This is a genomic window from Stenotrophomonas sp. KH_029, assembly GCF_057839765.1.
The window spans coordinates 216940-243572 of sequence record NZ_CM174498.1; the positions used below are offsets into that span (position 1 = coordinate 216940).

A 26633-nucleotide genomic window follows, 5' to 3' on the forward strand; every position below is an offset into this window, starting at 1 on the left:
ATGGTGTTGAGATGTGAGATCACACTGACTGAATTGAGGATAAAATCACATATACCTGACAGTAAAGGTTAGCGAGCCGGACATCACAATTTCGCCCGAAGTATCCAAATCATCCCCAGGACGAATGACGGGCACTACCCTCATTGGAATAGTGAATTGCCGGCCGATCGCAGGAACGCCAACGATGCCGCCGCCATCCAAATTACCCCAAGAAAAAGAAACAAAACTACGAGTGCGCATGTAACGACCATAGAACCTAGCGGCGTCTCGCCATCCCGCGGAATCGGAAGGACTTCCTCCATTGAGAAGTCTGATCACACCCAACCCGTCAACTGTCGCACCAGATGACAGCGCCAGACCATACATGCCGATGTTTGTGCCACCATCATCACCGAGACCCATTTTCATGGCACTGTCCGCATCTGCCCGGTCGGGAAAAGTAAGGGTCGATACAATCGTACTATTCTTATTATCATCAATATCAATCAATATTGATGTCGCAACATCACAAGCAATCGTTAACGATACGTCGTCCGACTCTGGCAGCATGGTTTGGGTTGTAGCATTCAATGTGGCGGCGGAGTGCCGACCAAGAGCGATCACGCCACCGCCCGAGAATGCGGGAGTGCATGCCCCGGGCACAATAGCGCCACTCATGGTCAGGTCCGCATTTTGTGCCGACGCCAGCAGCGGTGCGAACAAGGAAAGAGCGGCAGCGGTCAACAGTTTGATTTTCATTGCAATGTTCTCTCGTCAGTTTCATGCCCCCCCCCCTTTGCGGAAGGGAGGGGGGGTTTAATTACAGGTAGGTCACCTGGAAGGTGGCCGAGCCGTTCAGCGGCACTTCAGCAGTCAGCGGCAGGTCGTCACCGTTGCGGATGACCGGACGCACCGTCATCGACAGGGTGTGCACATCGGCACTTACCGGAGCGGTACCGGCACCCCACGAGGTGTAACCACCGGCAGCCGAGGTGTAGGCGCGCAGGTAGGGGGAGGTTTCGGCCGCCCAGTTGGCATCGCTACTGAACTGCTTGAAGAGCAGGCTTGCGGCAGTGCCGTCGCCCTGCGCGGTACCAATCACGAGGGCATAGGCACCAATGTTCACGCCGCCAATCGCACCCAGGCCGAACTGAACGGCCGAGCCCGCCACGGCGCCCGGCAAGGTCAGGCCCGGCTGCAAGGTAGCAGCACTGTTGTCAATCACCTGAATGGCCACCGGGGCAGCGGTGCCACCACAGTTGATGGTCAAGGTGACTTCATCGGAGTCGCGCAGAACCGTCTGCGCGGCAGCATTCAAGACCGCCGCCGAGTGACGCCCCAGATCCACCGTGCCACCGCCGGAGAAGGCCGGGGTGCAAGCGGTCGGCACAATGGCGCCGGTGATGGTCAGATCCACGCTCTGCGCATAGGCCAGGGCCGGGGACAGCATGGCGGCCAGCGCCGCCGACAGAAGTTTAACGTTCATGAGAGATTTTCCATTGAGATACGAAGAGGCCAAAGCCTCGCCCCAACGAGGAAAGGCTGAGATCGAGACGGACGTCACTATATGGAAAGCACCACTACGTTGCTATGCAACAATTACGAAAGTTCTGCCGGATAGACGGGTCTTGTCCGGAGCGAACATCCGGGCTCCGACTGCGGTTCAGGCACGCTATGAAACCGGAGATCAAACCGTGTAAACCCAAACTTGCGCTCTCCCGCAACTTCTCAAGAAGAAAAGAAGGGGCGCGTGAACAGGGCGCTACACCTATTTGATCGGGATGCGTGAATCACCCCCCCCTTGATTGTGATGAGTTCGTGAAAAAAAGTACTGAGGCCACCATGGTCATCATCGGCGTGCAGCTGGGCCACGATGGGGCCAATGGATCCGTCGCGTACTCGTCGACAATCTCCTGGCAAGTGCCGCATCAACGGCCTGATCTTCGAGAACCCGGCCTTCGATCGCGACAGCACCTACTTACGGCCCAGTCTACCGACGGAGGGTTATTGCTGTCGAGAACGGACGGGGCATGTACGGAATCATTGCGGCAGCAACGTCAATACAGTGAAAAATATCACAATATTACACAAAACCCGACCACTCCCCGCTACTTTCGTATTTTTTGCATAGGCGCGCCCGCATTGCGGGAGCAGCCTGCAAGCGTGGCGACCGCCACTTACCGGGAGTTTTGATATGCGCCCTCGTACTCGCTTGCCCACCCTCGCCACCGCCTGCCTTGCACTGGGCATTTCCACCCTGGCGATCGCCGCACCAGCCCACTTCACTGCTACGGGCGTACATGCCGATCCCGCCACATCGCGGACCATCGCCACCGATCTGGCCCGCCAGTACGCCAGCCGCGCCGGTTATGACGTGGACCGGGATTGCCAGTGGCAGTTCGAGCCACTGCCACAGCAACGTGCCGACGGCCTGTGGCAGACCGATGCCGACCTCGTCTGCAACGACTGATCACCACCATGAGGCGCACGCGTGATCCTCAGCACTTCCCTGTCGTTGGCGTGGCGCGTGTTGCCTCCTTGTACATGTGGTCTGGCCAGGGCCTGTCCAGAATGATCTTCGAACAGGTCAATAGGCATCTGGCCCGCAAGGGCCAGATGCCTGCTTTCCCAGCAAACGGCATCGTTGATCTCGGGGCCTCACTAATAACGAAACGAAGGGGGGCAAAATCGCCACGCTCCAATCGCATGTCGCATCTGAATTCTTAGACAACGCCTTGTAAACTGCATTTTCAAATATTCGCATTTGTTGCACATACGCCACTGATTTGCGCGCACACCATCTAATAATTGTTCCGGAATCAGTATGGCGAATAGCTCTCTGCATCCAGGAGAGGAGCGAGTAAAAATTCAATTTGGGACATACAACCAATTTTGAGAGAGCTACTATGAAAGTCAAACTTTTTACCGCTGCCATCCTTTCTTCGCTCGTACCGCTGCTGGCCTCCGCACAGAGTGCGGGCCTGTCCATGAACGGCTCAATTGTACCAACGGCCTGCACCCCGGCACTCTCGGCTGGTGGCGTGGTGGATCTTGGTCGAACCATGGCAAGCGCGCTGAATACCACAGTCCAGACCTTGTTAAGGAAGTCTGATTCGATAGAACTGACGGTCACCTGTGGTGCGGCGACAAGATTGGCACTAGAGTTTCTGGACAACGATTTCGGTACGCTTGCGCCGGGCGTTGCTATTCCAGATACCGCTTCCACCCGGCACTATTTTGGTTTGGGTGCTGTGGGAGCGGTTAACATTGGTGGATACGCATTGCTGGTGGAGACGCCGCCTCTCGCAGATGGTGCTGCGATGGTGCGGATTGAGCGGCCGGTTTCAGGAGGGGGGTGGTCGGTAGCTGCCTTGCCTGCGCTTGGCAATATGAATAGTATCCCGTCCCATCAGTCTTGGGGTGTTGGTCCTGCCACTGGGCCGATCGCCGCGCGGGTACATGTCTTGAACTTTTTGGTCGCTTCGGTGATTCGTAAGGGCGAGGACCTTCCTCTTGCCAGCGAAGTTCCGCTGAGCGGTTCGGTTACGCTAACGTTGAACTATCCGTAGCAGCATCTGTGCTGCCTGAATATTCGTCATGAATCGTGCGACCGAAGGGCGCTTCGGTCGAGATTCCCGCGGCGGAAGCGTGGATCCAACGGGTGGTGGGCAAAACTGTGTCTGATTTCGCATGAAGGCTCCGCGTGGTCGTAGCTACAGAGCGCGGCGGGGCACACGCTGATGATTTCGCCCGTAGGAGATCCGCCGATGGCCATGAGCGAGGGAGGTCCTGAACAACTCCGATAGAACAATGAGGTAGTGCCGGTTGCTGGCCGGCAACTGCATGAAGAATGGCCGCCGGTGTTGAGGGGCCTTCCATATAATTGACCTTTGGTGGCGCCGAAGGTCTTGGCCAACGTAAAAGGACCCGCGCCGGAATTGTTCGTGGATGTCACGATCATTGCCACTACCCAAAGGCGTGCTAACGGGGGGGGGGGGGGGGGCAAGAACACCGCGCAAGTGTTGTGCTGTTTGCGCTGTCCAATCGATGGATGGTGGCCAAAGCCATCGGCAGACGGCCCCAGAAGGGCAATTCACACTGCTTAGACTCAATCTCCAAGTGCAACACTCACTAACCAGTAGGGTGTCAGCATGTCCAGGCATTACAACCATTTGAGCGCTGAAGAACGCGCCGTTGTCCAGATCGAGATCCAGGATGGTAAGAGTATGCGATCCATCGCCAGGCGGTTGGGGCGCAGCCCTTCTACCCTGAGTCGCGAGGTGGCCCGGCAAGGCGCTGGAGCGTACAGTGCCACCGAGGCCGGCAAAGACTATCATGCCCGCCGACTACGCTCCGTTCGGCACCGCCGGCTGATCGAGGGCAGCGAGCGCTCCCAGTTCGTCCGTGATCACCTGGTGCTGTATCGCTGGTCGCCCCAGCAGATTGCTGCCAAGCTTCGCGACATGCACCCGGACGATTCCAGCCAGCGCGTCAGCCACGAGACTATTCACGCCAGCATCTATGCCCACCCGCGCGGAGGGCTGAAGAGAGAGCTGGTGGAAGCGCTTCGGCAGAGCAAGCCGACGCGAGGTCTACGCCGCACGACAGCAGCCAAGCGGACGTGGGTTCCTGAGCAGCTGCGTATCGTGCATCGCCCGGAAGAAGTGCAGCAGCGACTGGTTCCGGGCCACTGGGAAGGCGACTTGATCAAGGGTTCTTTCAACCGCTCCTGCGTAGAGACGCTGGTCGAACGAAAGACGCGCTTTGTTATCCTCTGCAAGATGGACGGCTGCACAGCTGAGGCGGCACTGGAGGGTTTCAGTCGCCAACTGAAGAAGCTGCCCGAATCCATGCGCACCAGCTTGACCTACGACCGAGGCACGGAGTTGACGTGCTACCCAGAGCTGATGGACCGCCTGGATATCGACGTTTGGTTTGCTGATCCACACGCGCCGTGGCAGCGCGGCAGCAACGAAAACACCAACGGATTGCTTCGGCAGTTCCTGCCCAAGGGCGTTGATCTGTCGAGCGCGAGCCAGGAGTATCTCAATCACGTTGCGATGCTCATGAACACACGCCCGCGTCAGACGCTGGGCTGGAAGACGCCCGCCGAAGTGATGGACAAAGAGATCGCCGAATTCAGATCACGTGTTGCGCTTGCTTCTTGAGATCGCCCCGTTCTTCACGAATTAATCACATTCAAGCTCGGATGATTAATACTCCCCACTCAAGAGGCGTTAGCGCCCTGTTAGCCCTTTCTTCTGGGGCGTTGGGAGGACGCAAGTTTGGGTAAAGCATTGTTTGGTCGATCCCGTGGCTCCCGAGATCGACAATAACAAAGTGGGAGCGTCAATTTTCCCAACTGAGCCTTATGATTTCAGGGCTAGTCCATGAAACCTGAACGGAACCGCAGTCGGAGCCCGGATGTTCGCTCCGGACAAGACCCGTCTATCCGGCAGAACTTTCGTAATTGTTGCATAGCAACGTAGTGGTGCTTTCCATATAGTGACGTCCGTCTCGATCTCAGCCTTTCCTCGTTGGGGCGAGGCTTTGGCCTCTTCGTATCTCAATGGAAAATCTCTCATGAACGTTAAACTTCTGTCGGCGGCGCTGGCCGCCATGCTGTCCCCGGCCCTGGCCTATGCGCAGAGCGTGGATCTGACCATCACCGGCGCCATTGTGCCGACCGCTTGCACCCCGGCCTTCTCCGGCGGTGGCACGGTGGATCTGGGGCGTCACTCGGCGGCGGTCTTGAATGCTGCCGCGCAGACGGTTCTGCGCGACTCCGATGAAGTCACCTTGACCATCAACTGTGGTGGCACCGCTGCCCCGGTGGCCATTCAGGTGATTGACAACAGTGCTGCTACCTTGCAGCCGGGCCTGACCTTGCCGGGCGCCGTGGCGGGCTCGGCCGTTCAGTTCGGCCTGGGTGCGATTGGCGGCGTGAACATTGGTGCCTATGCCCTCGTGATTGGTACCGCGCAGGGCGACGGCACTGCCGCAAGCCTGCTCTTCAAGCAGTTCAGTAGCGATGCCAACTGGGCGGCCGAAACCTCCCCCTACCTGCGCGCCTACACCTCGGCTGCCGGTGGTTACACCTCGTGGGGTGCCGGTACCGCTCCGGTAAGTGCCGATGTGCACACCCTGTCGATGACGGTGCGTCCGGTCATCCGCAACGGTGACGACCTGCCGCTGACTGCTGAAGTGCCGCTGAACGGCTCGGCCACCTTCCAGGTGACCTACCTGTAATTAAACCCCCCCTCCCTTCCGCAAAGGGGGGGGGCATGAAACTGACGAGAGAACATTGCAATGAAAATCAAACTGTTGACCGCTGCCGCTCTTTCCTTGTTCGCACCGCTGCTGGCGTCGGCACAAAATGCGGACCTGACCATGAGTGGCGCTATTGTGCCCGGGGCATGCACTCCCGCATTCTCGGGCGGTGGTGTTATCGATCTGGGGAGGCACTCCGCATCGACTCTGAATGCTGGCGCAGCAACCGCTCTGCCAGATAGCGATGCAGTTACGTTGACGATTACCTGTGATGCTTCGACCGTTTTGCTTCTTACATATGTTGATAACCAAGGAGAGACGGTAGAGCCGACGGTGAACATTCCGGGCGCTGGGGGGCAGAGGGGTCGTCACTTTGGTGTTGGTGAGGTTGGTGGTGTGAAAATTGGCGCCTACATGCTTTATGACAATGTTGGCCGTCAAGTAGATGGTGTGCGTCAAGTCTTTCTCCGGAGTAGCGATCCTTCTGGGGGTGTTTGGGTCAACACTAATAATCTTGTTTCCAAATATACTGTAGCCGAACCTTTTCGGATGACGATGGGTTTGGATGCTGCAACTGGCCCGACTAGCGGGCTTGTTCATGTAATGACTTACGCTGTTCGGGTGGTTGTTCGCAATGGTAGCGAATTGCCGTTGGCCTCTGAAATTCCGCTGGCCGGCTCGACAACTATTCAGGTGGCCTACTTGTAATTCGATTTAAGCCCACCCCTGCTTTTAAAAAGTGCTCTTCTCCCTGCCTAGCGTTATAGGGCGGAGGGGAGTGAACTTTCGTAATTGTTGTATAGCAGCGTAGTGGTGCTTTCCATATAGTGACGTCCGTCTCGATCTCAGCCTTTCCTCGTTGGGGCGAGGCTTTGGCCTCTTCGTATCTCAATGGAAAATCTCTCATGAACGTTAAACTTCTGTCGGCGGCGCTGGCCGCCATGCTGTCCCCGGCCCTGGCCTATGCGCAGAGCGTGGATCTGACCATCACCGGCGCCATTGTGCCGACCGCTTGCACCCCGGCCTTCTCCGGCGGTGGCACGGTGGATCTGGGGCGTCACTCGGCGGCGGTCTTGAATGCTGCCGCGCAGACGGTTCTGCGCGACTCCGATGAAGTCACCTTGACCATCAACTGTGGTGGCACCGCTGCCCCGGTGGCCATTCAGGTGATTGACAACAGTGCTGCTACCTTGCAGCCGGGCCTGACCTTGCCGGGCGCCGTGGCGGGCTCGGCCGTTCAGTTCGGCCTGGGTGCGATTGGCGGCGTGAACATTGGTGCCTATGCCCTCGTGATTGGTACCGCGCAGGGCGACGGCACTGCCGCAAGCCTGCTCTTCAAGCAGTTCAGTAGCGATGCCAACTGGGCGGCCGAAACCTCCCCCTACCTGCGCGCCTACACCTCGGCTGCCGGTGGTTACACCTCGTGGGGTGCCGGTACCGCTCCGGTAAGTGCCGATGTGCACACCCTGTCGATGACGGTGCGTCCGGTCATCCGCAACGGTGACGACCTGCCGCTGACTGCTGAAGTGCCGCTGAACGGCTCGGCCACCTTCCAGGTGACCTACCTGTAATTAAACCCCCCCTCCCTTCCGCAAAGGGGGGGGGGGCATGAAACTGACGAGAGAACATTGCAATGAAAATCAAACTGTTGACCGCTGCCGCTCTTTCCTTGTTCGCACCGCTGCTGGCGTCGGCACAAAATGCGGACCTGACCATGAGTGGCGCTATTGTGCCCGGGGCATGCACTACCACGATCTCGAGTGGTGGCGTGATCAATATTGGCCGGCATTCGGCGTCGACGCTGAATGCCGCAGCCCAAACCCTGCTGCCGATGTCGGACGAAGTCTCGCTAACTGTTAACTGTGATGCGGCGGTGGCAATGTTGATTAGCATTGTCGATAATCAGTCGAGCACGGCAGTAAATACGCTTTCTTTTCCCGATTTCACAATTGCAGAGCCCACGCAGAAATTTGGTTTGGGTGCGAGTGGCGGTACAAATATCGGCATGTATGGTGTCGTGGAGGTGCCTGGTGCGACAGTTGACGGGGTTGCTGTAATCAGGCTCCTCAATGGGGGTCTCAATCCCGATGGGTGGCGAGATGCCTTCAGATTTGACAATCGATATTTGAACTCTCAGCTCCGTTCAAGGTATACGCTGGGGAATTTGGACGGTGGTGGCGTGATTGGTGTCCCTGCGAGTGGTCGAATTGCCAATTTCCCGTTCAAGGTATTGCCCATCATTCGCAACGGGGACGATCTGAATCTTACGGGCGAAATTCCGCTGTCCGGCTCGCTCACGTTTACCGTTACTTACATGTGATTTAAATGAAATTGCACCACTGCACTAGTTTTTGAAGGCTGGTCCAGTGGTGTTGAGCTTGGCGGGTTGTTCCGCTGCCGTCGCTGGCACCAACGTCTAAATTTCCCGGTTAACCCTCCCGATAACGTTCCTGAATACAGGCTGGGTCTCGGCGAAATCGATGGTGTGAACGTCAGTATGTACGGGTTGCTGTCGGATGTTAACAGCCCGACGATTGATGGAGTGCCGATGGAGCGGCTGTTCAAAGATGGGGCTGGCGCGAGTTGGACGAATGCTATCCGTTCGGGCCGCTATGTTTCCAGGGGTAGGGCGGCAGGCGCTAATTTCAGTGCCGGTACGGTCGGGGGTACAGTGGGTACCCCCGTCACTGGTTTGGTTCACGCCATGCCATTCCGTGCGCTGCCTGTTATTCGAAATGGCGATGAATTGCCGCTTACTAATGAAATTCCGTTGGCGGGTTCGCTCATCTTTGCAGTGATGTATCTCTAAGAGTATACGGTTGATGGGACTGGGGTGCTCTTGATTCGAGAGTATGCTGTAAAATCAAACGCTCGTTGGGACTGGTAGCTGCCTGTAGTTAGTGAAATTCCGTTGCCATTTCTATGGACGCATGCGGAGGAAGGCCCCGTTCATGGTTTGATTGTCCAGCCAGCAACAGTAGCTTCATTGGATAATAGTCGTGAAATTCGCTTGCGAGCCGCAGCTGGTCGGTAGGCTGCAACTAATTCAGTCAGCCATTTGAGTGCCATATTATGAAGAGAACTTTGAAAAATGTATTGGGCCTGTGTCTGCTGATGCAGGCAGGTGCGGCGTTTGCCGATGGCATGGTGCCGGAGACCCCGGTGCTGATTGTGGATGAGAAGAGTGGCGAGGCGACGATGAAGGTGAAGAACACCGACAGCGTCCCCTCGCTGCTGCACACCACGATCCTGAACATCCCGGAAGACGACGAAGAGTTGTTGGTGGTTACCCCGCCGGTGGCGCGGGTTGAGGCGGGTGAAACCCAGTTGGTGCGCTTCATCCTGCAGAATTCGGCGCCACTGAAGACTGAGCGGCTCAAGCGCATTGCATTTGAGGGAATCAAGCCGCAGGAGCCCTATTCAGGCCCGCGGGTGACGATGAGTGTGGAGCAGAACATTCCGGCGGTTATTCGGCCTGCGAATCTGCCGCTGGAGCGGGAGGCATGGAAGCGCCTGGTGTGGACGCGCGAGGGGGATGAGCTGGTTGTGCGCAACCCGAGTCCGTACGTGGTGCGCCTGTCAAGCGTATTTGTGCTGCTGCCGTCCAATCAAAGCCTGGACCTAAACCGCAACTATGTGCTGCCGGAAACCGAGCAACGTATTGCGCTGCCGAAAGGGTTGGGCGTACAGGCCGCTGTGAAGCTGCAGCCGGCCACGATCTATGGATTTGCGGTAGCGCCTTACGAGGCCGCGTTGAATGGCAACTAATGGCACCTTCCTACAACCATCCCGGCGGTTGATCGGGGAAGAGCACGTACGATGATTTCTGCCGTACCGGCCCATCATGAATGCATGAATCTCAGGCGCAATCGTCTCTCACGCGCCTGCCGTGCGGTGCTGTTGTTCGGCGGGATGGCAGCGGGGAGCGCCGGAGCTTCGCCGTTGCCGGTGCAAGAGAGTGCGCCGGCACCGCAGTTTCCGCCGCTGCAGGATGAGGGCTCGGAAGTTACCTTTGATCCCGCGCTGCTTCGGCAGCGCGGCTTGGACCCGGCGCTAGCTGAGTACTTTAAAGATGCGCCGCGCTTTCCGCCTGGGATGCAGAGTGTCGAGTTGCTGGTCAATGGAGAGGGCAGGGGCAGGGCCCTGGTTCGATTCAATGATCATGGTCAGGTCTGCCTAACCAGTCATTTACTGGAAAAATCGGGGTTGCGCTTCCCCGATGGCGCGAAGATGCAGGGAGACGCGCCCGGCTCGGCATGCCAGTTGCTGGCAGAGGTTTTCCCTGAACTGTTGGTACGTCTGAGCCCTGGTAAGGAGCAGGTGGCGTTGATCGTGGCAGCGGATGCACTACTGCCACGGGCGAGGGAGCGACGCGGATACTCGAATGGCGGCGTGGGTGCATTGTTCAATTACGAAGCGCTGGTGATGCAGTCGCGCTATCAGGGTGAAACCACCCAGTTCCGGAGTTTGCGTACGGAAGCTGGCTTGAATATCGGTGGCTGGGCAGTACGCAGTCGCCAGAGCTATACTTCCGTAGGAGGCAACAGCCACTTTGATCAGTTGTATACCTACGCCACCCGAACCTGGGAGCGAGCGGGTGCCAACATTCAGATTGGCCAGTTGAACTCGGCTTCGCCCATGCATTCGTTGGGTGCCTTTACCGGCATCCAGATTCAACCTGAGGCCGCATTGGCTCAACAGGCGCGAGAACCGGGGGCGACGGTGAGCGGGGTTGCGTTCTCGCCCTCGCGGGTGGAGGTGCGCCAAAGCGGCGTTCTTGTCTACGCTACGGTGGTGCCGGCTGGGCCGTTTACGCTCGACGATCTTTCATTGCTGAGCCGCAAGCTCGACCTGGAAGTAACAGTTATTGAAGAGGGGGGCGCGCAGCAGCGCTTCACCGTCCCGGCTGCCAGTCTGCGCGGCGCGGTCTCGCTTGGGGCGTTGCCGCGTTACTTTGTGGCCGCTGGCAAAGTACGCCGTGTGGGCAACTACCAAGGCGAAGAGCCGGCATTTGTCACGGCCAACAAAGGATGGCGAATTGGGACGGATGCCGAGTTTTCAACGGGTTTCCTGCTCGCCAAGGGGTACAGTGCCCTGGGGTGGTCGGTGCAGCGCCGGCTTGGCTTGGCGTCGAGTTTCTCGGTACAGCAGTTGGCGACTGATGCAACGCGCGAAGGCAAGCGTGGCACTCAGCTTCAGGCTACATTTGCTACGGCGATTTCTCCTTCGGTATCGGCTAGCCTGTCGACAAACATACAGTCACCGGGTTTTCGAACGCTTACTGACACGACACTGCTCTGGGACGACGATGATCATTTCATCGGGCGAGAGAAGAGCCAGTTTGCCGGCGGGCTTAGCTGGTCGTCGGCGCGTCTGGGTTCCTTCAATGCTTCTTACTCGCGTCAGGCAACCTTCGACGGCTTCTCCCGGGATAGGGCTGGGGTGGGCTGGTCAAAAATGTATGGCCGCACGAGTGTTTCGCTGTCCTTGCAGCGCTCGATGCGTGGCCGGGAAGATAAAGATGGCGATTCTGCTTATCTCTCGGTGAGCGTGCCACTGGGGCCGCGTGCCACCAGTCGGTTCTACGCCAATCATGATGAAGGGCGTGGGCTGCGCACTGGGATGAGGGTCAATCAGCAGCTTGACGATACCTTCGGGTACACGATCGGAGCTGAGCGAAATGACGCTGGAAAGACCGATCTGAGTGGTCGTGTGAATCTATTGCCACACTACGCACAGCTCGATATGGGCGTATCTCATCGGCAGGACGGAGCGAGCAGCGTGGATGTCAGCTTGCGCGGTGGGGTTGCGTTGCATAGCCACGGGGTGACCCTGTCGCCCTACCCGGTGCGTGACACCTTTGCTGTGCTGAAGCTGGGGGAACGAGCAGGCGTCAAGGTGAACACCCCTGGTGGCCCGGTGTGGACCGATGCGCGGGGGCTGGCGATAGCATCGAACCTGACGGCGTATCGTTTGAGCCGGTTGGAGGTGGACACTTCCAGCCTTCCGCGCAATGTGGATGTGGGCAATGGCTACAAGGAAATTGAAGCGGGCCGCGGCTCGGTTCACTGGCTGCCCTTTAACGTGGTGACCGTACGCCGGGTTTTGCTCACCATCAGCACCCCGGATGGTCAGTTCCTCCCAAAGGGATCGGGCATCTACGATGCACAGAGGCGCTATGTCACCACCGCCCTTGATGGTGGAAAGGTATTTCTCACCGATATTCAGCCAGATATGGAACTGCACGCCGTTCGCCCAGATGAAAGCACTTGTGCGCTGCGTTTTGTTATCCCTGCTGAAGCTGATGCCCAAGCGTTGTTTGAGACAGCCCCGGCACTGTGTCAGCCGTGATCCCCATGAGTAAAGGCGAAAAGATGAACAATGCTTCACCAATCCCTGCGCTCAGATGCCGAACCGTCAGGTGGGCCATGTTGCTGGCAGGGTTGCTACCGAGTGGGATGGCCCTGGCCGAGGCCGTGGACTGCCAGGTTCAGGTGAACCCTGCATTGCTGGACTATGGCAGTGGCACGCGCAGCAGCCTGCTTGAGCATGTAGGCCAGGCCGAAGCGGTGCTGCCCAAGCGTACGGTGATGCTCAGTATTCATTGCCCGGTGCTGTCGCGAGTGACGGTAGCCTTTATTGCACCTGCGCGGGATGTGGACCGCTACGCGTATGGAGCTGGATCATTGCAATTGCGTGTTCTCTCTGTTCAGGTGGATGGTACCAGCAGCTTGCTGGCGGCCGAGGACGCTGTTGCTGACGCTGGGCCGACGATGCTCATTCGACCAAACGAAAGATTGATACCCATCGCCAATGCGATGAGTGCGCTAGGAATGTCGTTCTCATTTGAGATCGACGTAGAGCCTCGAGTGCCCGCTGAGGCTACCCGGGTCGCGCAACGGACCCAACTTGAGACAATAGGAAAGCTGAGTGTGACTGCCGTTACGGGGCCCTAGTCGGCAGGCGAGCGAAGTCATAATTCAGCCTCATGCGCTGGAGGATACTGCAGTTCAGGTTTGTCGCTTCTCAAGGATCCATGTATTGGGTCATCCCCTGGGCCCGAGTCGCCTGTTATTTCCCCTTCCTTACTGTGAGCCATCTACGATGAAAGCATCGTCCTCAATACACACTCATTCGCTTTCACTAGCGATCACCAGTATTTTGCTGCTAAGTAGTGGGCCGCTGGCTGCCCAGCAGGTGCCTGCCGACGGCGTCGCGGTCACCCCTTCGCCTGGCGACTATACGACCTCTGATGCCGGTGCAGCGGGCCACGTGTTCTCTGCGGTCAATGGCGGCACAATCATTCCGACTGGTCCGGTCAATTTGACCGCCAGCGGTGCCGGAGCAAATGCAGCGTTCGCCACCGGCGCGGGTTCACGGATTGAACTGGACCAGAGCACCTTGACCACGGGCGGTGACAATGCAGCGGTAGTCAGGGCAGAAGCGGGCGGCAGCGTGGTATTGAACGGTTCTACACTACGGGCTACAGGCGCAAGCTCGCATGGCGTTCATGCCGTAGGCGGAAGTACTGTCTCGTTGACAGGCAGTGATATCGAAGTGGGCGGTGATAATGCTCGCGGGATGATCTCGCAAGGTGTGAACAACCAGTTGCTGTTCACTGATGGCACGATCACTACCACCGGTTTGAATGGCGTGGCGGTTGAAGTTGCTGGTGCCGGTTCCATGGCTCAGCTGCAGCAGGCCAATATTGTCACCCAGGGGAGCGGCGCGCATGGCGTGTTCCTGGCTCGCGATAGTCGGGCTGGACTGACCGATGTCAATGTGAGCACGTCTGGTGACTTCGCCTACGGCATCAATGTTAATGGTGATAATAGTCAAGCAGACCTTGAGGCGGTTACCATTCGGACCGAAGGTCGCGCGGCGGCGGCGATCTGGGCGCCTGCGCCTGGGAGCACCATCAATGTGCGCAACTCCGCCCTGACCACCATTGGCGATGGCTCGATGGGCCTGGACCTGCGTCGCTCATCAGCAACGCTGGAGAATACCTCGGTACTAACCCAGGGCGTATCTTCGCATGGTCTTCTGGCGCAGAAGGACGGGGCGGAAAATGCCATCATCACCGCGACCAATGTGGACGTGCGCACCGAGGGTGCCAATGCCGTTGGCGTGGTGGTGCGAGCCGGCGCGCAGGCCCATTTGAGCAGTGGCAGTGTGACCACCACCGGTGATAATGCGTCGGCTTTGTCCAGCGGCGGTGCAGGCAGTTACATTGTGGCCGATCGCACGCTGGTGGAAACCCAGGGGGCGGCCGCGCATGGCATCAATCTGAGCAATACAGGCGCCTTCACTGCCACCGGGGCAACGGTGCAGGTGCTGGGTGCAGGTAGTGCTGCGTTGCTGTCGCAGAATACCGTGGCGGGCAATTCCAATACAGCGGCGGTGACCGACAGCACGCTTGTGGCCAATGACGGAAGTGCAGTGCAAGTCAGCGGTGGTGGGCTGAACCTGGACCTGACGCGTGCCACGCTCATCGGCCGCACTGGCGGCCAGGCCGGGTCTGCGATCGTGTTGATGGATAATTCCAGTACGCCGGTCTCCCGGGTTGCCATCAGTGCAGATGCCAGTCTGATTCAGGGCGATGTCCTCAATCAGAGCAGTGGTTCGATTGCGCTGGATCTGCGGGCCTCCACGTTGATCGGGCGTGCCGAGAACCTCAACGAGCTTGGCATGATCGGAAGTACCTGGAGCATGACCGGCGATTCGTCGGTGGGGCAATTGAGCCTGGATGGCGGCAGCCAGATTGTCTTCGCGGCGCCCGCCGGTGGCGCATTCAAGACTCTCACGGTGACGGGCGACTTCACCAGTAGTGGTGGAACCTTGTTGTTCAATACGGCCTTGGGTGACGATCGTTCGGCAACGGACAAGCTCCATATATTGGGCAACAGCAGCGGTCAGGCGCAGGTGTCTGTCAGTAATGTGGGCGGGGTCGGTGCGCAAACGGCAGATGGTATCCAGATCATTCAAATCGATGGCAGCTCGGATGGGCAGTTCAGCCTGGCTGGCCGCGCGGTCGGTGGTCAGTATGAGTACTTCCTGTTCAAGGGCGGCAAAACCGATCCCAATGATGGTGATTGGTATCTGCGTTCGGAGCTCACCGATACGCCTGGCGATCCGTGCCTGACCGATCCGAGCATGCCTGGTTGCCCGGTTCAGCCGGGCGTATTGCGCCCCGAGCCGGGGGCCTATCTGGCCAATCAAGTGGCAGCGATGCAGATGTTCCAGCAGCGCTACCATGATCGCGCCACTGACGCCAATCAAGATGGGCGCCAAGCTTGGGCCAGGATCAGCCACAATCAGGCTGACTACGGCGCAGTTTCCCGGCAACTGGATGTCAATGGCAACAGCTCCACGTTGCAGGTGGGTTCGGATCTGCTGAGCTTTGGCGGCAATGATCGTGGCCGCATCGGCGTGATGGCTGCGGCGGGCAAGGCCACCAGTACCGCTATGGCAGAACTGACTGGCTACAATGCCGAAGGCAAGGTCAACGGTACCGCCATCGGGGTCTATGGCACTTGGTTGGCGGAACGCTGGTATGTAGATGCCTGGATTCAGCAGGCAGGCTTCAAGAATAAGGTGCGAGGTAATGCGCTGCAGGAAGAGCGTTATGACGCACGCGCAACGTTGGCCTCGATCGAGGCGGGATACCGCTTCACCATCCTCGATGGCGACGGCGCGCAGATTACGGCCGAGCCGCAGCTGCAGTTGTCCCACACTGGATTCAATTCCGATCGACATGAGGAGGCCAACGGTACCCGGGTGGACGGGCAGCAAGGTGCGGGGATGAGCAGTCGCCTGGGTGTTCGAATCGCCGGTCAGGCCAAGAGCTCCATCGGCGCTGTTGTACGTCCTTTTGTGGCACTTGATTGGTACCGCCGTGGCAATCCTGACAGTATCGCCTTCGATGATGAGGTACTGGCTGCTGGTGTGCCGCGTGATCGCTACCAGCTCAAAGTCGGCGCAGAAGTGGTGCGCATGGGGGGGCTGTCCGGGTGGGGGGATCTGAGTGTGGGTCGCGGAAACAGCAGCTACCGAGAAGTTGGTGGGCAGCTTGGCCTCCAGTACCGCTGGTGATGTAGATTGCCGCATGGCCGGTGCCTTGCACCGGCCATGCGGCCAGATCAGATGATCAATGATATGCGCGAAATTCATCGCCTAACAACCCGCTTGGTGGGGAGGATCTTGCCATGATTCCCGCACACGCTGCTGCCAGGATCTATTTGTACGTCGTTCCGGTGGGAAGCCGTTGGAGCGTACGAGGTGGCGCGATTACCGAGCTGCGGTTTCTTGCCTCGTTCGATGAAGCCGTGGCGATGGCACGAGCATTGGCTATTGAGCTGGGCAAGACGGCGCTGGCGCCGGTTGGTGTTAGGTTACAAGTTGGTCAAGCAAGGTGGGAGGACGATGAATCCAACGAGCTTCCATTGAATGACAAGTAGAGAAGCCATGAACGAGCAAGTGAAATCTCCGGGGGGGGGCTCTGACGGTATTCGGTGTGTCGGTGAGCACGGCGGATGTCTTGGAATTCCTGCGGGAAAAGACCAAGCGCGCGGATTGTCCTGCCTGCGATGCTCCTGGTCGGTCCGTTATGCTGGTTGGGCCGGTCAATGAATCAGCCATGATCATTCCTACACGGCAGACCGTTGAAGATCCCGGGTCGGGGAGGTTGATTTATAACTACGAGTCCCAGTCTGGGGCCATGCCGGTTTTTGGCGTCTGGTGTGAAAGCTGCGGGTTATTGCAACTGCACACACTGGCGACATTGGTGGCTTGGGCAAAAGAGAAGCAGCGTGGAAATGTAGCCGAGCAAGCTGAATCAAGTGGGCTGGGGAGCGAGCCGCTGCGCAGCGGGGTGTTGGAGCTGGATGAGGAGCGTGCCCAGCTGAATGCTCGATTGGATCAACTGCATATGCGAGTGATGGCTGCAGATGCTGCGGCGGGCGAATTTTATACGGAGACTGAGAGACTGCTGTCTGGTATCTTGGCTGCCGGCATGCCCAGTAAGATTACGAGTGTGAAGAGGGTAGGTGGTGTATTAGCATGGTCGCTTTTCAGTGCCGGGCTATTGATTCTGGCGGGTGGGTTGTGCTGGATCTACTTGCGCTGAAGCTCCGGTCTCGAGAAACCATCGGCGATGGCGCGGCGTCATGGGTTTGGTCATCCAAAGTCAAAGTGCGGAGTGCAGCCTGATAGGGGTGGCATTGCTTTGATGCATATTCCGGCCCGTTTCATCAAGCTACTTTGATGTGATTCATTGGCTATAATGAATAGTAATTCTTACCTGCTGGTTTTCGAGTGTCGCGAGATAAAGAATTTTCGTGCGCGTGGCTACGCATACATCTGTGCGAATTCTGATTCCAATACCACGGTGATTGGGAAGTCAAAAAGAATATTGGCTCAGCGAGGTTATGAGGTCGTCGTTCTGCTTTCCATTATGCGAGTCCAGGTTGATCTTGGCTTGGACTATCTTCCGTTTCAAAAAGAGTTAATGGTCAGAATGCAATCCGATGCCTCGCGGTGTGCGGTGCTATATCGTGAATCATTACAATTATGACCCGGTGTGGAGCGGCCAGAGTTTCATAGGCATTCAGGGGTCGATTTGAGCATGTCGCTGCAGCCACGCTGCGATGCGTCACGAGGCGCGGTATTGGCTCCCTCGTAGCGACTGGTTCACGGCGAAATCTAGGCGCTCGTGGGTGGGGGGATCCACCACCGTCAAGATGAGAGCGGTGGCCATCGAACAGTGCGGCACTGACGGCGTTCATGTTCCATAGTGCATCGGGCCTGGTGGTTAGCTTGATGAGCTGGCGCCCGTCGTGCGCTGCAGCTGCTTTGCGGCCTGCAGTGCCTCAAAGCCAAGCCTCTTCCTTGTAATAGCGAATCCGCTTGTGGTTGTCAGGCCGGTCATCACGACGTAGTGCCACAAAAGCGTGTTCGCATCCGTCTCGCGCATCCGCGCGTGCCGCACTCCGTTGCTGTTGTTTCAGCTCGGATGGCCTCAGGCCGCTGTATTTCTTGTGCCGCACGTAAAGCGTGGGCTCGGCTATGCCCATCTTGCGATAGTTCTCCCCAGCTCGGCCTGCTGCAGCGCGCAGGCGACGAGGGTGTTTTCGTAATTGTTGTAGAGCCATTGTTCCGTTGAACAGCTATCTTATGGGGGCTGTAAAATTTCATAAAACGGTAATTGGCTAGGCTGCGCGGGTCATCATGCAGGTCTGGCTGAACGCTGTCCATGCCTTTGGCATTTTTGCATAGGGCTTCATCAATCGTGCAGAGTGAAAGTTGGCAATGGATCTGAATATTCTTGCGATAGGCGCACATCCGGACGATATCGAGTTGGGCTGTGGCGGCAGCTTGGTGAAGCTTGCCGACAGCGGGGCACGCATCCATGCGCTGACCCTCAGCGCAGGCAGAATGGGCTCGCGTGACAACGTTGACCGTACGCGTGAATCCCATAGGGCACTGCGCCGCCTTGGTGTGGCAGAGGTGCTGCAGATGGATTTTCCGGATACCTGTTTCCCGACGGCGCACAACGCCATTGTCGAGCAGCTCGAGCGCACTTGCGCGCAGCTGTGTCCTGACCGGGTCTACACGATGAGCCCGGACGATCGTCATCAGGACCATCGTGCCGTCTATGAAGCGACCATTGTGGCTTGCCGTGGCGTACCGCAAATCTTGTGTTACGAAACCCCGAGTACCTTGCCGCAGTTCATGCCGCAGGTATTCGAAGACATTTCTGCACAGCTGGAGCTGAAGATCGAGGCACTGCGTGAGCATGCCAGCCAACGGGACCGTTACTACATGAAAGAGGATTACCTGCGCTGCCATGCTCAGTTCCGGGGGCAACAGATCGGTATCGGACCCAGCGAGGGCTTCATTCCCTATCGGCTGGTGCTGTGATGAAGACGCTGCTGTTTATTGCGATGTGCGTGTTCATTGTCGGTCATATGGCTCAGCGGTTTCGGCGCCGACCCTGCGGCGAACTGCGCAGCGTTGATGCGATCGTGCCTGCTTTCAACGAAGCTCCCTGCCTGGAGCGTTCACTTATAGATTTATTGCACAATCCGTATATCGCGCGCGTCATCTGTGTGAATGATGGTTCGACCGATGATACCGCCGTCGTGCTGGAGCGGTTGCAGGCGCGGTGGAGCGGACGACTGTTTGCTGTGCACCAGGCCAATACGGGCAAGGGAGGGGCGTTGATGCATGGCTTGCAGTACGTCACCGCCGCGCAGGTGTTCTTGACCGATGCCGACACCCGCATCGATCCGCGCAGTGAGGGTCTGGGTTATCTTCTGGCGGAACTCCGCGACGGTGCTGATGCAGTCGGTGGCATTCCGTCTTCGTGCCTGCAGGGCGCTGGGTTCCTGCCGCATGTTCGGGCCAGCCTGAAGCTGCCGATGATCGTGATCAAGCGCAGTTTTCAGCAACTGCTTGGTGGTGCCCCGTTCATCATTTCCGGCTCGTGCGGCATGTTCCGCACAGAGGTGCTGCGCACAGTTGGATTTTCCGATCGCACCAAAGTAGAAGACTTGGACATGTCCTGGTCGTTGGTCGCACACGGTTACCGGCTGCGCCAATGCAATCGCTGTTTTGTGTATCCACAGGAATGCAACACCTTGGCCGAAGAGTGGCGACGCTGGCGACGTTGGATCGTCGGCTATGCGGTCTGCATGCGTCTGCATAGACGCCTGTTGCTGACCCGCTTCGGCATTTTCAGTATCCTGCCAATGGTAGTGCTGGTCCTGGCCGGCGTAGTGACTTTGCTGGGCACTTGGCTGGGCGCGGTTGGGCGACATGACCCTGCCGAGATCGTCCTGACGATACTGCCCTGGATCTGGATCGCGGTCGTGGTCGTGCTGGGCAGTATCAGTGCGGTGCATCATCGCAACGGTTGGTTGATCCCGGCAGCGGTGTTCTCCGTGCTGTACGTCCTGTTAGCCTATGTGATATGGCTGGTGCACGGGTTCAAGGGCCTGATCACTGGGCGTGAGCCGGTGCGTGATAAGCCGACCCGGTATCCCCATGTGGTGGAGTAATCTGCGTGCACAGGCTGATGCGTTGGCGAGCCTGCAGCCCGGCATCGATCCGTGGGCCGTGGTTTCCCCGCGTGCCACCCTGCTCGGCGCGGTGCAAGTGGGCGCGGGCAGCCGCATCTGCGATGGCGCGGTGATACAGGGCCCGGTACGGATCGGTCGCGACTGCATGATCGGCAACAACGCATTGGTGCGTGGCGCCACGGTCATCGGCGACCGCTGTCGTGTAGGGTTTGCCACCGAACTGAAGAACGCACGGCTCGACGATGACGTCAGTGTCGGGCCGCAATGCTTCATTGCCGATAGCCGGATTGATTCCGGTGTCTACCTTGGTGCCTTGGTGCGTACCAGCAATCACCGGCTTGATGGAGATACCGTCAAGGTGATGCAGAACGGCGCGCTGCTCAATACCGGCCTACACAAGCTCGGTGCCTGGGTCGGCGCAGGTGCCGCGTTGGGCGTTGGCGTGATCGTTCTGCCTGGTCGCGTGATCGCTGTCGGTACTGAGGTCGGCCCACGGATCACCGTGGAAAAAAACCTGCCGCCGGGGCGCTATCGCCTTGTGCAACAACTGCACTTTCAACCCCTGGAGTAACCCAATGCGTTCAATTACCCGCAGCGTACTATCTTGCGGCCTGATGTTGGCGGCCGTATCGAGCGCACGTGCCGGCGTTGATGAGGTATCCGCAAAACTCGATCATACCGACTACGGTAAGGGCTATGGCAAGCGCGACGTGTTCGGCGTGGATGCAATTGGCCGCATCGCTGACAGTCGGTGGCAGGTGAACGTGGCGAGTGGTGAGCGTGACTACGGTAGCGCCAGCTATCGAGGCACGCGCCTGATGGGCTCGCTGCATCACGATTGGAGTCCGCGCCTGTCAACCCGTACCGCAGTAGTGGTGTCCGACGACAATCCAGTATTCGTCAACCGCGAAATCGCCCACGACTTCAATCTGAAAGTGATTCCCAACACCGTGCTTACCGCCGGCGGCAAATACGCCGAGTACCACGGCAATGCCTATGTATCGGCGTGGTCGGTGGGTGCCTCGTACTACTTCCCGCGGATCACCGCGTCATACCGCTACAGCAAGCACCAGCTTTCGTCGGGAAGCGGTGGTGACGGCAGCACGCTGTCGCTGCGTCTGAAAGATGCGCGTGGCAGAGGATCCAGCCAACTGTGGGTCGGCACCGGGACTTCAGCCTATGGGGCGGAACTGGATCCGCTGCTGCTGCACGAGCACGAGTCCACTGGGGTGTTTCTGCGTCGCAACCAGCCGCTAGGTGAGCACCTGGTGCTTAACGTTGGCCTCGGCAAAACCTGGCACAAGACCCGGGTTGATCGTTTCACCAGTGTGAATTCACACTTGGGCTTGGGCTATCGCTGGTAAGCATCGGTTTGAAATGGTCTGAATAAGTATTCCATCAATGGAAAATCAGGCTTTCGGTCACCAGATTCCCACAATATCGGTCTACCCCCCCTCTCCTAAGGGGGAGGGGGCGTCGGGAATCGTGGTGATCAGCCGGTCGTCGCACATGGGACTCATCCGTCACCGCACAGCCGTTGGCACTGTCGTAGGGGCTGCGATCAGGCGCCGGGGCCTCAGATCTTGCCATCGCGCAGGTAGTCGAACAGTTCCGCATCGCCCTTCAGGCCCAGCTTGAGCATCGCATCACCCTTCTGGCGGCTGATGGTACTTACACCCTTGTTCAGCTGAAGTGCGATCTCCTTTACCGTCAAGCCCCTGCCGAGCAGGCGCAGTACTTCGATTTCGCGCGGCGACAGCGGCCTGGTGTCGTTATCGACGTTCTTGGCGCCGACCGTGTCGATGCGTTCTTTCAAGGTGTGACTGATATAGGGCAAGCCGCGTTGCACGGTCTGGATCGCCAGCGGCAGCTCTTCCATCGAGGAGGCCTTGTCGACCAGACCAAGCACGCCGGCGGCGACCACCATGCGCAGGATCGCCAGGTTGCTGGACACGCTCAGCATCAGCACCGGCAGTTTCGGGTAGCGCCGCCGGATCATCCCGATCATGGCGAAACCGTCAGCCTGCTGACTGCCGGGCATCGAATAGTCGGTCACCAGCACATCGCAGGGATGGGAGGTCAATGCCGTGAGCAGCTCATCGGCGCTACTGGCTTCGGCCACCACTACGCCGACGCCGCTGGTTTCGATTACCGTTCTTGTGCCGATTCGGACGACGGGGTGGTCATCAGCAATGATAATTCGCAGGGCCATGGACTAGTATTGCCTATGAGGCAGCCGCCGTTCGGGCTGTACTTAGGAGGGAATAACATTCTACTTTCGGGAATCAGACAGCATGCGTATCCTGATTGTCCGCTGGCTGTTTCTGTGGGGCATGACGATGGCCCTGGCCCTGGCCGTGCCTGCCTGCCTTGCCGGTCCGGTCGCTACCAAACCATTGCTTTCACCTCGGCAGAGCGACTGGCTCAGCGTGCACCCTACCATCATCCTGGGTCTGTATGACAGCGGCTGGCCGCCGTTCGAGTCGATTCAGGAGCGCCAGCCACGCGGGCTGGGCTACGACTACCTGGGCCTGTTGACCCGACAGCTCGGCGTGCAGGTCAAGGTGCGCATGTACCGCAGCTGGAGCGAGGTGCTCGATGCGGCCTGCCGTGGCGAGGTCGATGTGGTGATGAACATCACCCTGACCGCCGACCGTACCCGCTGCATGGTCTATACCCGCCCCTACGTGGATGCGCCGCTGGCACTGGTCGGCCGGCCCGACGATACCCGTCCCTCCACCGACCCGGATCTGCACGGGTTGGGCGTGGTCACCGAACAGGATTTCGTCACCAGCGACCAGGTCCGCGCGCGCTTTCCCGGCGCGCGCCGGGTGGTCGCGGCCAATACCCTGGCCGCGCTGACGATGGTGGCGCGCGGTCAGGCCGATGTTTACATCGGCAACGCCCAGGTCGCCAACGCCATGATCGAGCAGCATGCGCTGCAACAGGTGGCGCTGCTGCGGCCCAGCGACCTGCCCCCCGAGCGCCTGCATTTCGGCGTGCCCAACGCCAAGCAGCCGCTGGCCGAGGCGCTGGACAGCGCGTTGGTGGCGCTGACCCCGGCGCAGCGCGATGCGGTGGCGCAGCGTTGGTTGCGGCCGCTGCACTGGTCCACGCAGTCGCGGCTGATCCTGGGCAATGCCGAAAAGCGCGTGCTGGCCACGCCGCTGCGGTTGGGCTTTGCGCCCGGCGCGGCGCCGCTGTCGTTCGTCGACAAGGACGGCCAGCCCAGCGGCGTGGCCGGCGACTACCTGCGCCAGCTGCGCATGGCCGGCGCCCAGCTGGAGCGGGCGCCGGCGCATGACTGGTTCGAGGTGCGCGAGCAGGTGCGCCGCGGGCAGGTCGATGCGGTGCTGGGCATCCCCAATGATTCGACCTACCTTGGCCCGGGCTGGGTGTTCAGCCAACCCTTCATCACCGTGCCCAACGTCATCGTGGTGGGCCGTGGCAGTCCATTGGTGCTGGACCTGGCCGACCTGGACCACCGCAGCATTCTGTTGTCCGATCCCGAACGCCTGCGCGGTTACATCCTGCAGCACGCACCGAACGCCCGCATCGTGCCGGCGCGCGGCGCCGAGCAAGCCTTGGCGCGCCTGGCCAACGGGGATGCCGATGCCTATATCGGCAATCTGGCGCTGGTGGACCGGATCGTGCGCGAACAGTACCCCGCGCAGCTGATGGTCACCGCCCCGGCCGGCTTCAACGACCGTCTGTCGCTGGCGGTCAAGCGCGAGTACGCGCCACTGGCCACCACCTTCGATCGCATGCTGATCAACCTGACCGCGCGCGAACACGAAGCGATCCGCGGCGACTGGTTGTCGGCCGAGTACCGCAGCCCGATGGACTGGCGTGCGGTGGCGCGCTGGGCGGTGCCGCTGGCGCTGGTGCTGCTGACCGCCCTGGCGGTGCATGGCTGGGGGCACTGGCGGCTGCGCCGCGAGGTGGCGATGCGGCGGCGGCTGGAGCAGCGCCTGCAGGAGGCGACCAACAACCTGCCGGCGATCGTCTACCAGGCGCGGCGCGACAGCGAAGGGGTGTTCTCCTTCCCTTACATCACCGGCGACATGGATGCCCTGTTCGGCCTGAGCGCGGCCGAGGCGATGGCCGACGAAGCGCGGCTGAGGGACAGGATCGATCCGCGCGACCGCGAACGCGTGCAGCAGACCCTGGAGCAGGCCGCGCGCGATCTGGGCGCGCTGGACATGGAGTTCCGCACCTGCCCGCGCGGCGAAGAACGCTGGGTGCGTTCGCGCGCGCTGCCGTATGCGGCCGAAGACGGCACGGTGCTGTGGAGCGGCTATTGGGTGGATGTGACCCAGGCGCGCGCGCAGGCCGAGGCCCTGGCCACGGCCAAGTCCGCCGCCGAGCGCGCCACGGCGGCCAAGTCCGAATTCCTGGCGACCATGAGCCATGAAATCCGCACCCCGATGAGCGGGGTGCTGGGCATGGTGGAGATGCTGTCGCACACCACGCTGGACCTCGAGCAGCGGCGCATCATCGGGGTGATCGAGGATTCGGCGCAGATGCTGCGGCATATCCTCGATGACATCCTGGACTATTCGCGGATCGAGGCCGGTGCGCTGCCGCTGGAGCTTGAGCCGGTATCGCTGCGCGGCCTGCTCGACAACGTGCAGCAGCTGCTGTCGCCGCAGGCCTCGGCCAAGGGGTTGGCGCTGGGCCTGCAGGTGGACGAGGCGGTGGCGCCGATGCACCTGGCCGACGGCCTGCGCCTGCGCCAGATCGTGTTCAACCTGCTCAGCAATGCGATCAAGTTCACCGACCACGGCACGGTCGGCATTGCCCTGGCGGTGGAGCACAACGAGGAAGGCGCGCAGCGGCTGCGCCTGAGCGTGACCGATACCGGCATCGGCATCTCCGCCGACCAGTACGACCGCCTGTTCAAGCCGTTCGCCCAGGCCGATGCATCGATCACCCGCCAGTACGGCGGCACCGGCCTGGGCCTGAGCATCTGCCAGCGCCTGGTCGGGCTGATGCGCGGCGAGCTGGACATGCACAGCGTGCCCGGCCAGGGCACCGAGGTGGTGGTGCGGCTGCCGCTGCCGGTGGTGCCGGGCGAGGAACAGGACGACGGCACGCGGCGGCCGGCCGCCGAGGTGCCGCCTTTGCCGGCGTCGATGCTGCAGCGGCGGGTGCTGGTGGTCGAAGACCATCCCACCAACCAGGCCTTGATGCGTTGGCGCCTGCAGCAACTGGGCCTGTCGCACGAACTGGCCGAGGACGGCCAGGCCGCGTTGGCCCTGCTCGAACACGGCCATTTCGACCTGGTGATCACCGACTGCCGGATGCCGGTGATGGACGGCTACACGCTCACCCGGCATATCCGCGAACGCGAACGCAATGGCCAGCGCGGTACGCCGCGGTTGCCGGTGATCGCCTTGACCGCCAGCGCGCTGCCGCAGGATGCGCAACGCTGCCGCGAGGCCGGCATGGACGATCTGCTGGCCAAGCCGGTGGCACTGGCCACGCTGCGCCAGGCGATGCTGCGCTGGCTGCCGCAGCCGGGCACCGAGCCTCCGGCGGTGGAGGCTCCACCCCCGGAGGCGGCCCCGCTCGGCAGTGCGCCCACGCGCGCGGCGATCGTGCGCCGCTTCGGCTCCGAACACGTGGCCACGGTGCTGATCGACAGCATGCGCACGGCCACCGAAGAAGACCTGCAGCGTGGCCATGCCGCCCGCCAGCAGGGCGACAGCGAGGCCGCCGTGCAGGTACTGCATCGCATCGTCGGCGGGCTGGGCACGCTGGGGGCCGGCGAGCTGGCCGAGCAGGGGCGCGCGCTGATGCAGCAGGTCGATCGGCACGGGGTGGCGGCGTACAGCGCCGACATCGAGGCGTTCGAAGGGCTGCTGCGCGCCTACCTGGATTCACTGCAGGCCTGATGCGGCGTCCGTGGTGGCCTGGCGGGCCTGCTGCAGGTACTCGATCACCTGCCGTCGGCGCTGCGGGTCGGCCGTGGCATTGACCATGCGCGTGCCCGGCACCACGCTGGCCGGCGCGCGCAGGAAGGCATCCAGGGTCTGTTCGTTCCAGCTGATGGTGGCCTGGCGCATGGCCGGCGAATAGGGATAGTCGGCCAGGCTGCCGGCACGCCGCCCGATCACGCCATGCAGGTTGGGACCGAAACGATGCACGCCGCCCGGATTGACGGTGTGGCACCCGGCGCAGATCGCAAAGGCGCGCTGCAGTTCCTGCTGGTGCGCCTGCTCGGGTGTCTGCGGTGTGCGCGCGCAGGCGGCCAGGCACAGGCTGGCCACGGTCAGGCAGAACAGGCGGGGGAGATGCATGGCA

At 60.1% G+C, this 26633-nt stretch carries 23 protein-coding genes; 19 read left to right on the forward strand and 4 right to left on the reverse strand.

Annotated features, from left to right (window positions below):
* Positions 1–45 precede the first annotated feature (45 nt).
* Together AC3ITM_RS00995 and AC3ITM_RS01000 are read right to left on the reverse strand one after the other, a co-directional pair.
* A complete protein-coding gene (locus tag AC3ITM_RS00995; protein WP_489267710.1) occupies positions 46–738 on the reverse strand; it encodes a DUF1120 domain-containing protein in 693 nt (230 codons plus the stop codon).
* Between the two features lie 61 nt (positions 739–799).
* Entirely contained in the window at positions 800–1543 is a 744-nt protein-coding gene (locus AC3ITM_RS01000) for a DUF1120 domain-containing protein (RefSeq protein ID WP_489267712.1), read from the reverse strand.
* A gap of 630 nt (positions 1544–2173) precedes the next feature.
* On the opposite strand from AC3ITM_RS01000, the gene AC3ITM_RS01005 reads away from it, so the two are divergent.
* The 18 genes from AC3ITM_RS01005 to AC3ITM_RS01090 all read left to right on the forward strand — a co-directional run bounded on the left by AC3ITM_RS01005 (position 2174) and on the right by AC3ITM_RS01090 (position 21691).
* Positions 2174–2449: a hypothetical protein gene (locus AC3ITM_RS01005; protein WP_489267713.1), complete on the forward strand. Its 276-nt coding sequence runs from the start codon at positions 2174–2176 to the stop codon at positions 2447–2449.
* Between the two features lie 436 nt (positions 2450–2885).
* Positions 2886–3548, forward strand: a complete 663-nt coding sequence (locus AC3ITM_RS01010; protein WP_489267715.1) for a DUF1120 domain-containing protein — start codon at positions 2886–2888, stop codon at positions 3546–3548.
* Positions 3549–4130: 582 nt separating this feature from the next.
* A complete protein-coding gene (locus AC3ITM_RS01015; RefSeq protein WP_489267717.1) occupies positions 4131–5147 on the forward strand; it encodes an IS30 family transposase in 1017 nt (338 codons plus the stop codon).
* 337 nt (positions 5148–5484) lie between these two features.
* Positions 5485–6228: a DUF1120 domain-containing protein gene (locus tag AC3ITM_RS01020; RefSeq protein WP_489267712.1), complete on the forward strand. Its 744-nt coding sequence runs from the start codon at positions 5485–5487 to the stop codon at positions 6226–6228.
* A gap of 60 nt (positions 6229–6288) precedes the next feature.
* A complete protein-coding gene (locus tag AC3ITM_RS01025; protein ID WP_489267719.1) occupies positions 6289–6957 on the forward strand; it encodes a DUF1120 domain-containing protein in 669 nt (222 codons plus the stop codon).
* 119 nt (positions 6958–7076) lie between these two features.
* Entirely contained in the window at positions 7077–7820 is a 744-nt protein-coding gene (locus AC3ITM_RS01030; RefSeq protein WP_489267712.1) for a DUF1120 domain-containing protein, read from the forward strand.
* A gap of 62 nt (positions 7821–7882) precedes the next feature.
* A complete protein-coding gene (locus AC3ITM_RS01035; protein ID WP_489267721.1) occupies positions 7883–8569 on the forward strand; it encodes a DUF1120 domain-containing protein in 687 nt (228 codons plus the stop codon).
* A gap of 177 nt (positions 8570–8746) precedes the next feature.
* The gene (locus AC3ITM_RS01040; RefSeq protein WP_489267723.1) at positions 8747–9058 is read left to right on the forward strand and encodes a hypothetical protein; all 312 of its coding nucleotides are present in this window, start codon (positions 8747–8749) and stop codon (positions 9056–9058) included.
* 275 nt (positions 9059–9333) lie between these two features.
* Positions 9334–10017 carry a fimbria/pilus chaperone family protein gene (locus AC3ITM_RS01045; protein WP_489267725.1) on the forward strand — a complete coding sequence of 228 codons (684 nt, stop codon included), beginning with the start codon at positions 9334–9336 and terminating at the stop codon, positions 10015–10017.
* A 51-nt stretch (positions 10018–10068) separates the two neighbouring features.
* Positions 10069–12600, forward strand: a complete 2532-nt coding sequence (locus AC3ITM_RS01050; RefSeq protein WP_489267727.1) for a fimbria/pilus outer membrane usher protein — start codon at positions 10069–10071, stop codon at positions 12598–12600.
* A gap of 107 nt (positions 12601–12707) precedes the next feature.
* Positions 12708–13205, forward strand: a complete 498-nt coding sequence (locus tag AC3ITM_RS01055) for a DUF1120 domain-containing protein (protein ID WP_489267729.1) — start codon at positions 12708–12710, stop codon at positions 13203–13205.
* A gap of 148 nt (positions 13206–13353) precedes the next feature.
* Positions 13354–16341: an autotransporter family protein gene (locus tag AC3ITM_RS01060; protein WP_489267731.1), complete on the forward strand. Its 2988-nt coding sequence runs from the start codon at positions 13354–13356 to the stop codon at positions 16339–16341.
* A 113-nt stretch (positions 16342–16454) separates the two neighbouring features.
* Entirely contained in the window at positions 16455–16706 is a 252-nt protein-coding gene (locus AC3ITM_RS01065; protein WP_489267733.1) for a hypothetical protein, read from the forward strand.
* Positions 16707–16885: 179 nt separating this feature from the next.
* Positions 16886–17374, forward strand: a complete 489-nt coding sequence (locus tag AC3ITM_RS01070) for a hypothetical protein (protein WP_489267735.1) — start codon at positions 16886–16888, stop codon at positions 17372–17374.
* Positions 17375–18555: 1181 nt separating this feature from the next.
* On the forward strand, positions 18556–19167 hold the full coding sequence (locus AC3ITM_RS01075) for a PIG-L deacetylase family protein (protein WP_489267737.1): 612 nt from the start codon (positions 18556–18558) through the stop codon (positions 19165–19167).
* Positions 19167–20306: a glycosyltransferase family 2 protein gene (locus AC3ITM_RS01080; RefSeq protein ID WP_489267739.1), complete on the forward strand. Its 1140-nt coding sequence runs from the start codon at positions 19167–19169 to the stop codon at positions 20304–20306. The genes AC3ITM_RS01075 and AC3ITM_RS01080 overlap by 1 nt, the downstream gene beginning before the upstream one ends.
* A complete protein-coding gene (locus AC3ITM_RS01085; RefSeq protein ID WP_489267741.1) occupies positions 20293–20898 on the forward strand; it encodes an LbetaH domain-containing protein in 606 nt (201 codons plus the stop codon). The genes AC3ITM_RS01080 and AC3ITM_RS01085 overlap by 14 nt, the downstream gene beginning before the upstream one ends.
* Before the next feature lie 4 nt (positions 20899–20902).
* A complete protein-coding gene (locus tag AC3ITM_RS01090) occupies positions 20903–21691 on the forward strand; it encodes a YaiO family outer membrane beta-barrel protein (RefSeq protein ID WP_489267743.1) in 789 nt (262 codons plus the stop codon).
* 212 nt (positions 21692–21903) lie between these two features.
* On the opposite strand, the gene AC3ITM_RS01095 is transcribed toward AC3ITM_RS01090, so the two are convergent.
* Positions 21904–22539: a response regulator gene (locus AC3ITM_RS01095; RefSeq protein ID WP_489267745.1), complete on the reverse strand. Its 636-nt coding sequence runs from the start codon at positions 22537–22539 to the stop codon at positions 21904–21906.
* 82 nt (positions 22540–22621) lie between these two features.
* Here AC3ITM_RS01095 and AC3ITM_RS01100 point away from each other — a divergent pair, with 82 nt between their 5' ends.
* On the forward strand, positions 22622–26224 hold the full coding sequence (locus AC3ITM_RS01100) for an ATP-binding protein (RefSeq protein WP_489267746.1): 3603 nt from the start codon (positions 22622–22624) through the stop codon (positions 26222–26224).
* Here the strand turns inward: AC3ITM_RS01100 and AC3ITM_RS01105 are convergent.
* Positions 26210–26629, reverse strand: a complete 420-nt coding sequence (locus AC3ITM_RS01105; protein ID WP_489267748.1) for a c-type cytochrome — start codon at positions 26627–26629, stop codon at positions 26210–26212. The two genes, AC3ITM_RS01100 and AC3ITM_RS01105, sit on opposite strands and share 15 nt — an antisense overlap.
* Between the last annotated feature and the right edge of the window lie 4 nt (positions 26630–26633).

Bases quoted from the DNA above. Each gene is read 5' to 3' on its own strand.
- AC3ITM_RS01105 (WP_489267748.1), bottom strand. From the start codon at position 26,629: ATGCATCTCCCCCGCCTGTTCTGCCTGACCGTGGCCAGCCTGTGCCTG.
- AC3ITM_RS01040 (WP_489267723.1), top strand. From the start codon at position 8,747: ATGTACGGGTTGCTGTCGGATGTTAACAGCCCGACGATTGATGGAGTG.
- AC3ITM_RS00995 (WP_489267710.1), bottom strand. From the start codon at position 738: ATGAAAATCAAACTGTTGACCGCTGCCGCTCTTTCCTTGTTCGCACCG.
- AC3ITM_RS01080 (WP_489267739.1), top strand. From the start codon at position 19,167: ATGAAGACGCTGCTGTTTATTGCGATGTGCGTGTTCATTGTCGGTCAT.
- AC3ITM_RS01015 (WP_489267717.1), top strand. From the start codon at position 4,131: ATGTCCAGGCATTACAACCATTTGAGCGCTGAAGAACGCGCCGTTGTC.
- AC3ITM_RS01095 (WP_489267745.1), bottom strand. From the start codon at position 22,539: ATGGCCCTGCGAATTATCATTGCTGATGACCACCCCGTCGTCCGAATC.
- AC3ITM_RS01065 (WP_489267733.1), top strand. From the start codon at position 16,455: ATGATTCCCGCACACGCTGCTGCCAGGATCTATTTGTACGTCGTTCCG.
- AC3ITM_RS01100 (WP_489267746.1), top strand. From the start codon at position 22,622: ATGCGTATCCTGATTGTCCGCTGGCTGTTTCTGTGGGGCATGACGATG.
- AC3ITM_RS01075 (WP_489267737.1), top strand. From the start codon at position 18,556: ATGGATCTGAATATTCTTGCGATAGGCGCACATCCGGACGATATCGAG.
- AC3ITM_RS01060 (WP_489267731.1), top strand. From the start codon at position 13,354: ATGAAAGCATCGTCCTCAATACACACTCATTCGCTTTCACTAGCGATC.
- AC3ITM_RS01085 (WP_489267741.1), top strand. From the start codon at position 20,293: ATGTGGTGGAGTAATCTGCGTGCACAGGCTGATGCGTTGGCGAGCCTG.
- AC3ITM_RS01005 (WP_489267713.1), top strand. From the start codon at position 2,174: ATGCGCCCTCGTACTCGCTTGCCCACCCTCGCCACCGCCTGCCTTGCA.
- AC3ITM_RS01070 (WP_489267735.1), top strand. From the start codon at position 16,886: ATGATCATTCCTACACGGCAGACCGTTGAAGATCCCGGGTCGGGGAGG.
- AC3ITM_RS01050 (WP_489267727.1), top strand. From the start codon at position 10,069: ATGATTTCTGCCGTACCGGCCCATCATGAATGCATGAATCTCAGGCGC.
- AC3ITM_RS01025 (WP_489267719.1), top strand. From the start codon at position 6,289: ATGAAAATCAAACTGTTGACCGCTGCCGCTCTTTCCTTGTTCGCACCG.
- AC3ITM_RS01035 (WP_489267721.1), top strand. From the start codon at position 7,883: ATGAAAATCAAACTGTTGACCGCTGCCGCTCTTTCCTTGTTCGCACCG.
- AC3ITM_RS01055 (WP_489267729.1), top strand. From the start codon at position 12,708: ATGGCCCTGGCCGAGGCCGTGGACTGCCAGGTTCAGGTGAACCCTGCA.
- AC3ITM_RS01010 (WP_489267715.1), top strand. From the start codon at position 2,886: ATGAAAGTCAAACTTTTTACCGCTGCCATCCTTTCTTCGCTCGTACCG.
- AC3ITM_RS01090 (WP_489267743.1), top strand. From the start codon at position 20,903: ATGCGTTCAATTACCCGCAGCGTACTATCTTGCGGCCTGATGTTGGCG.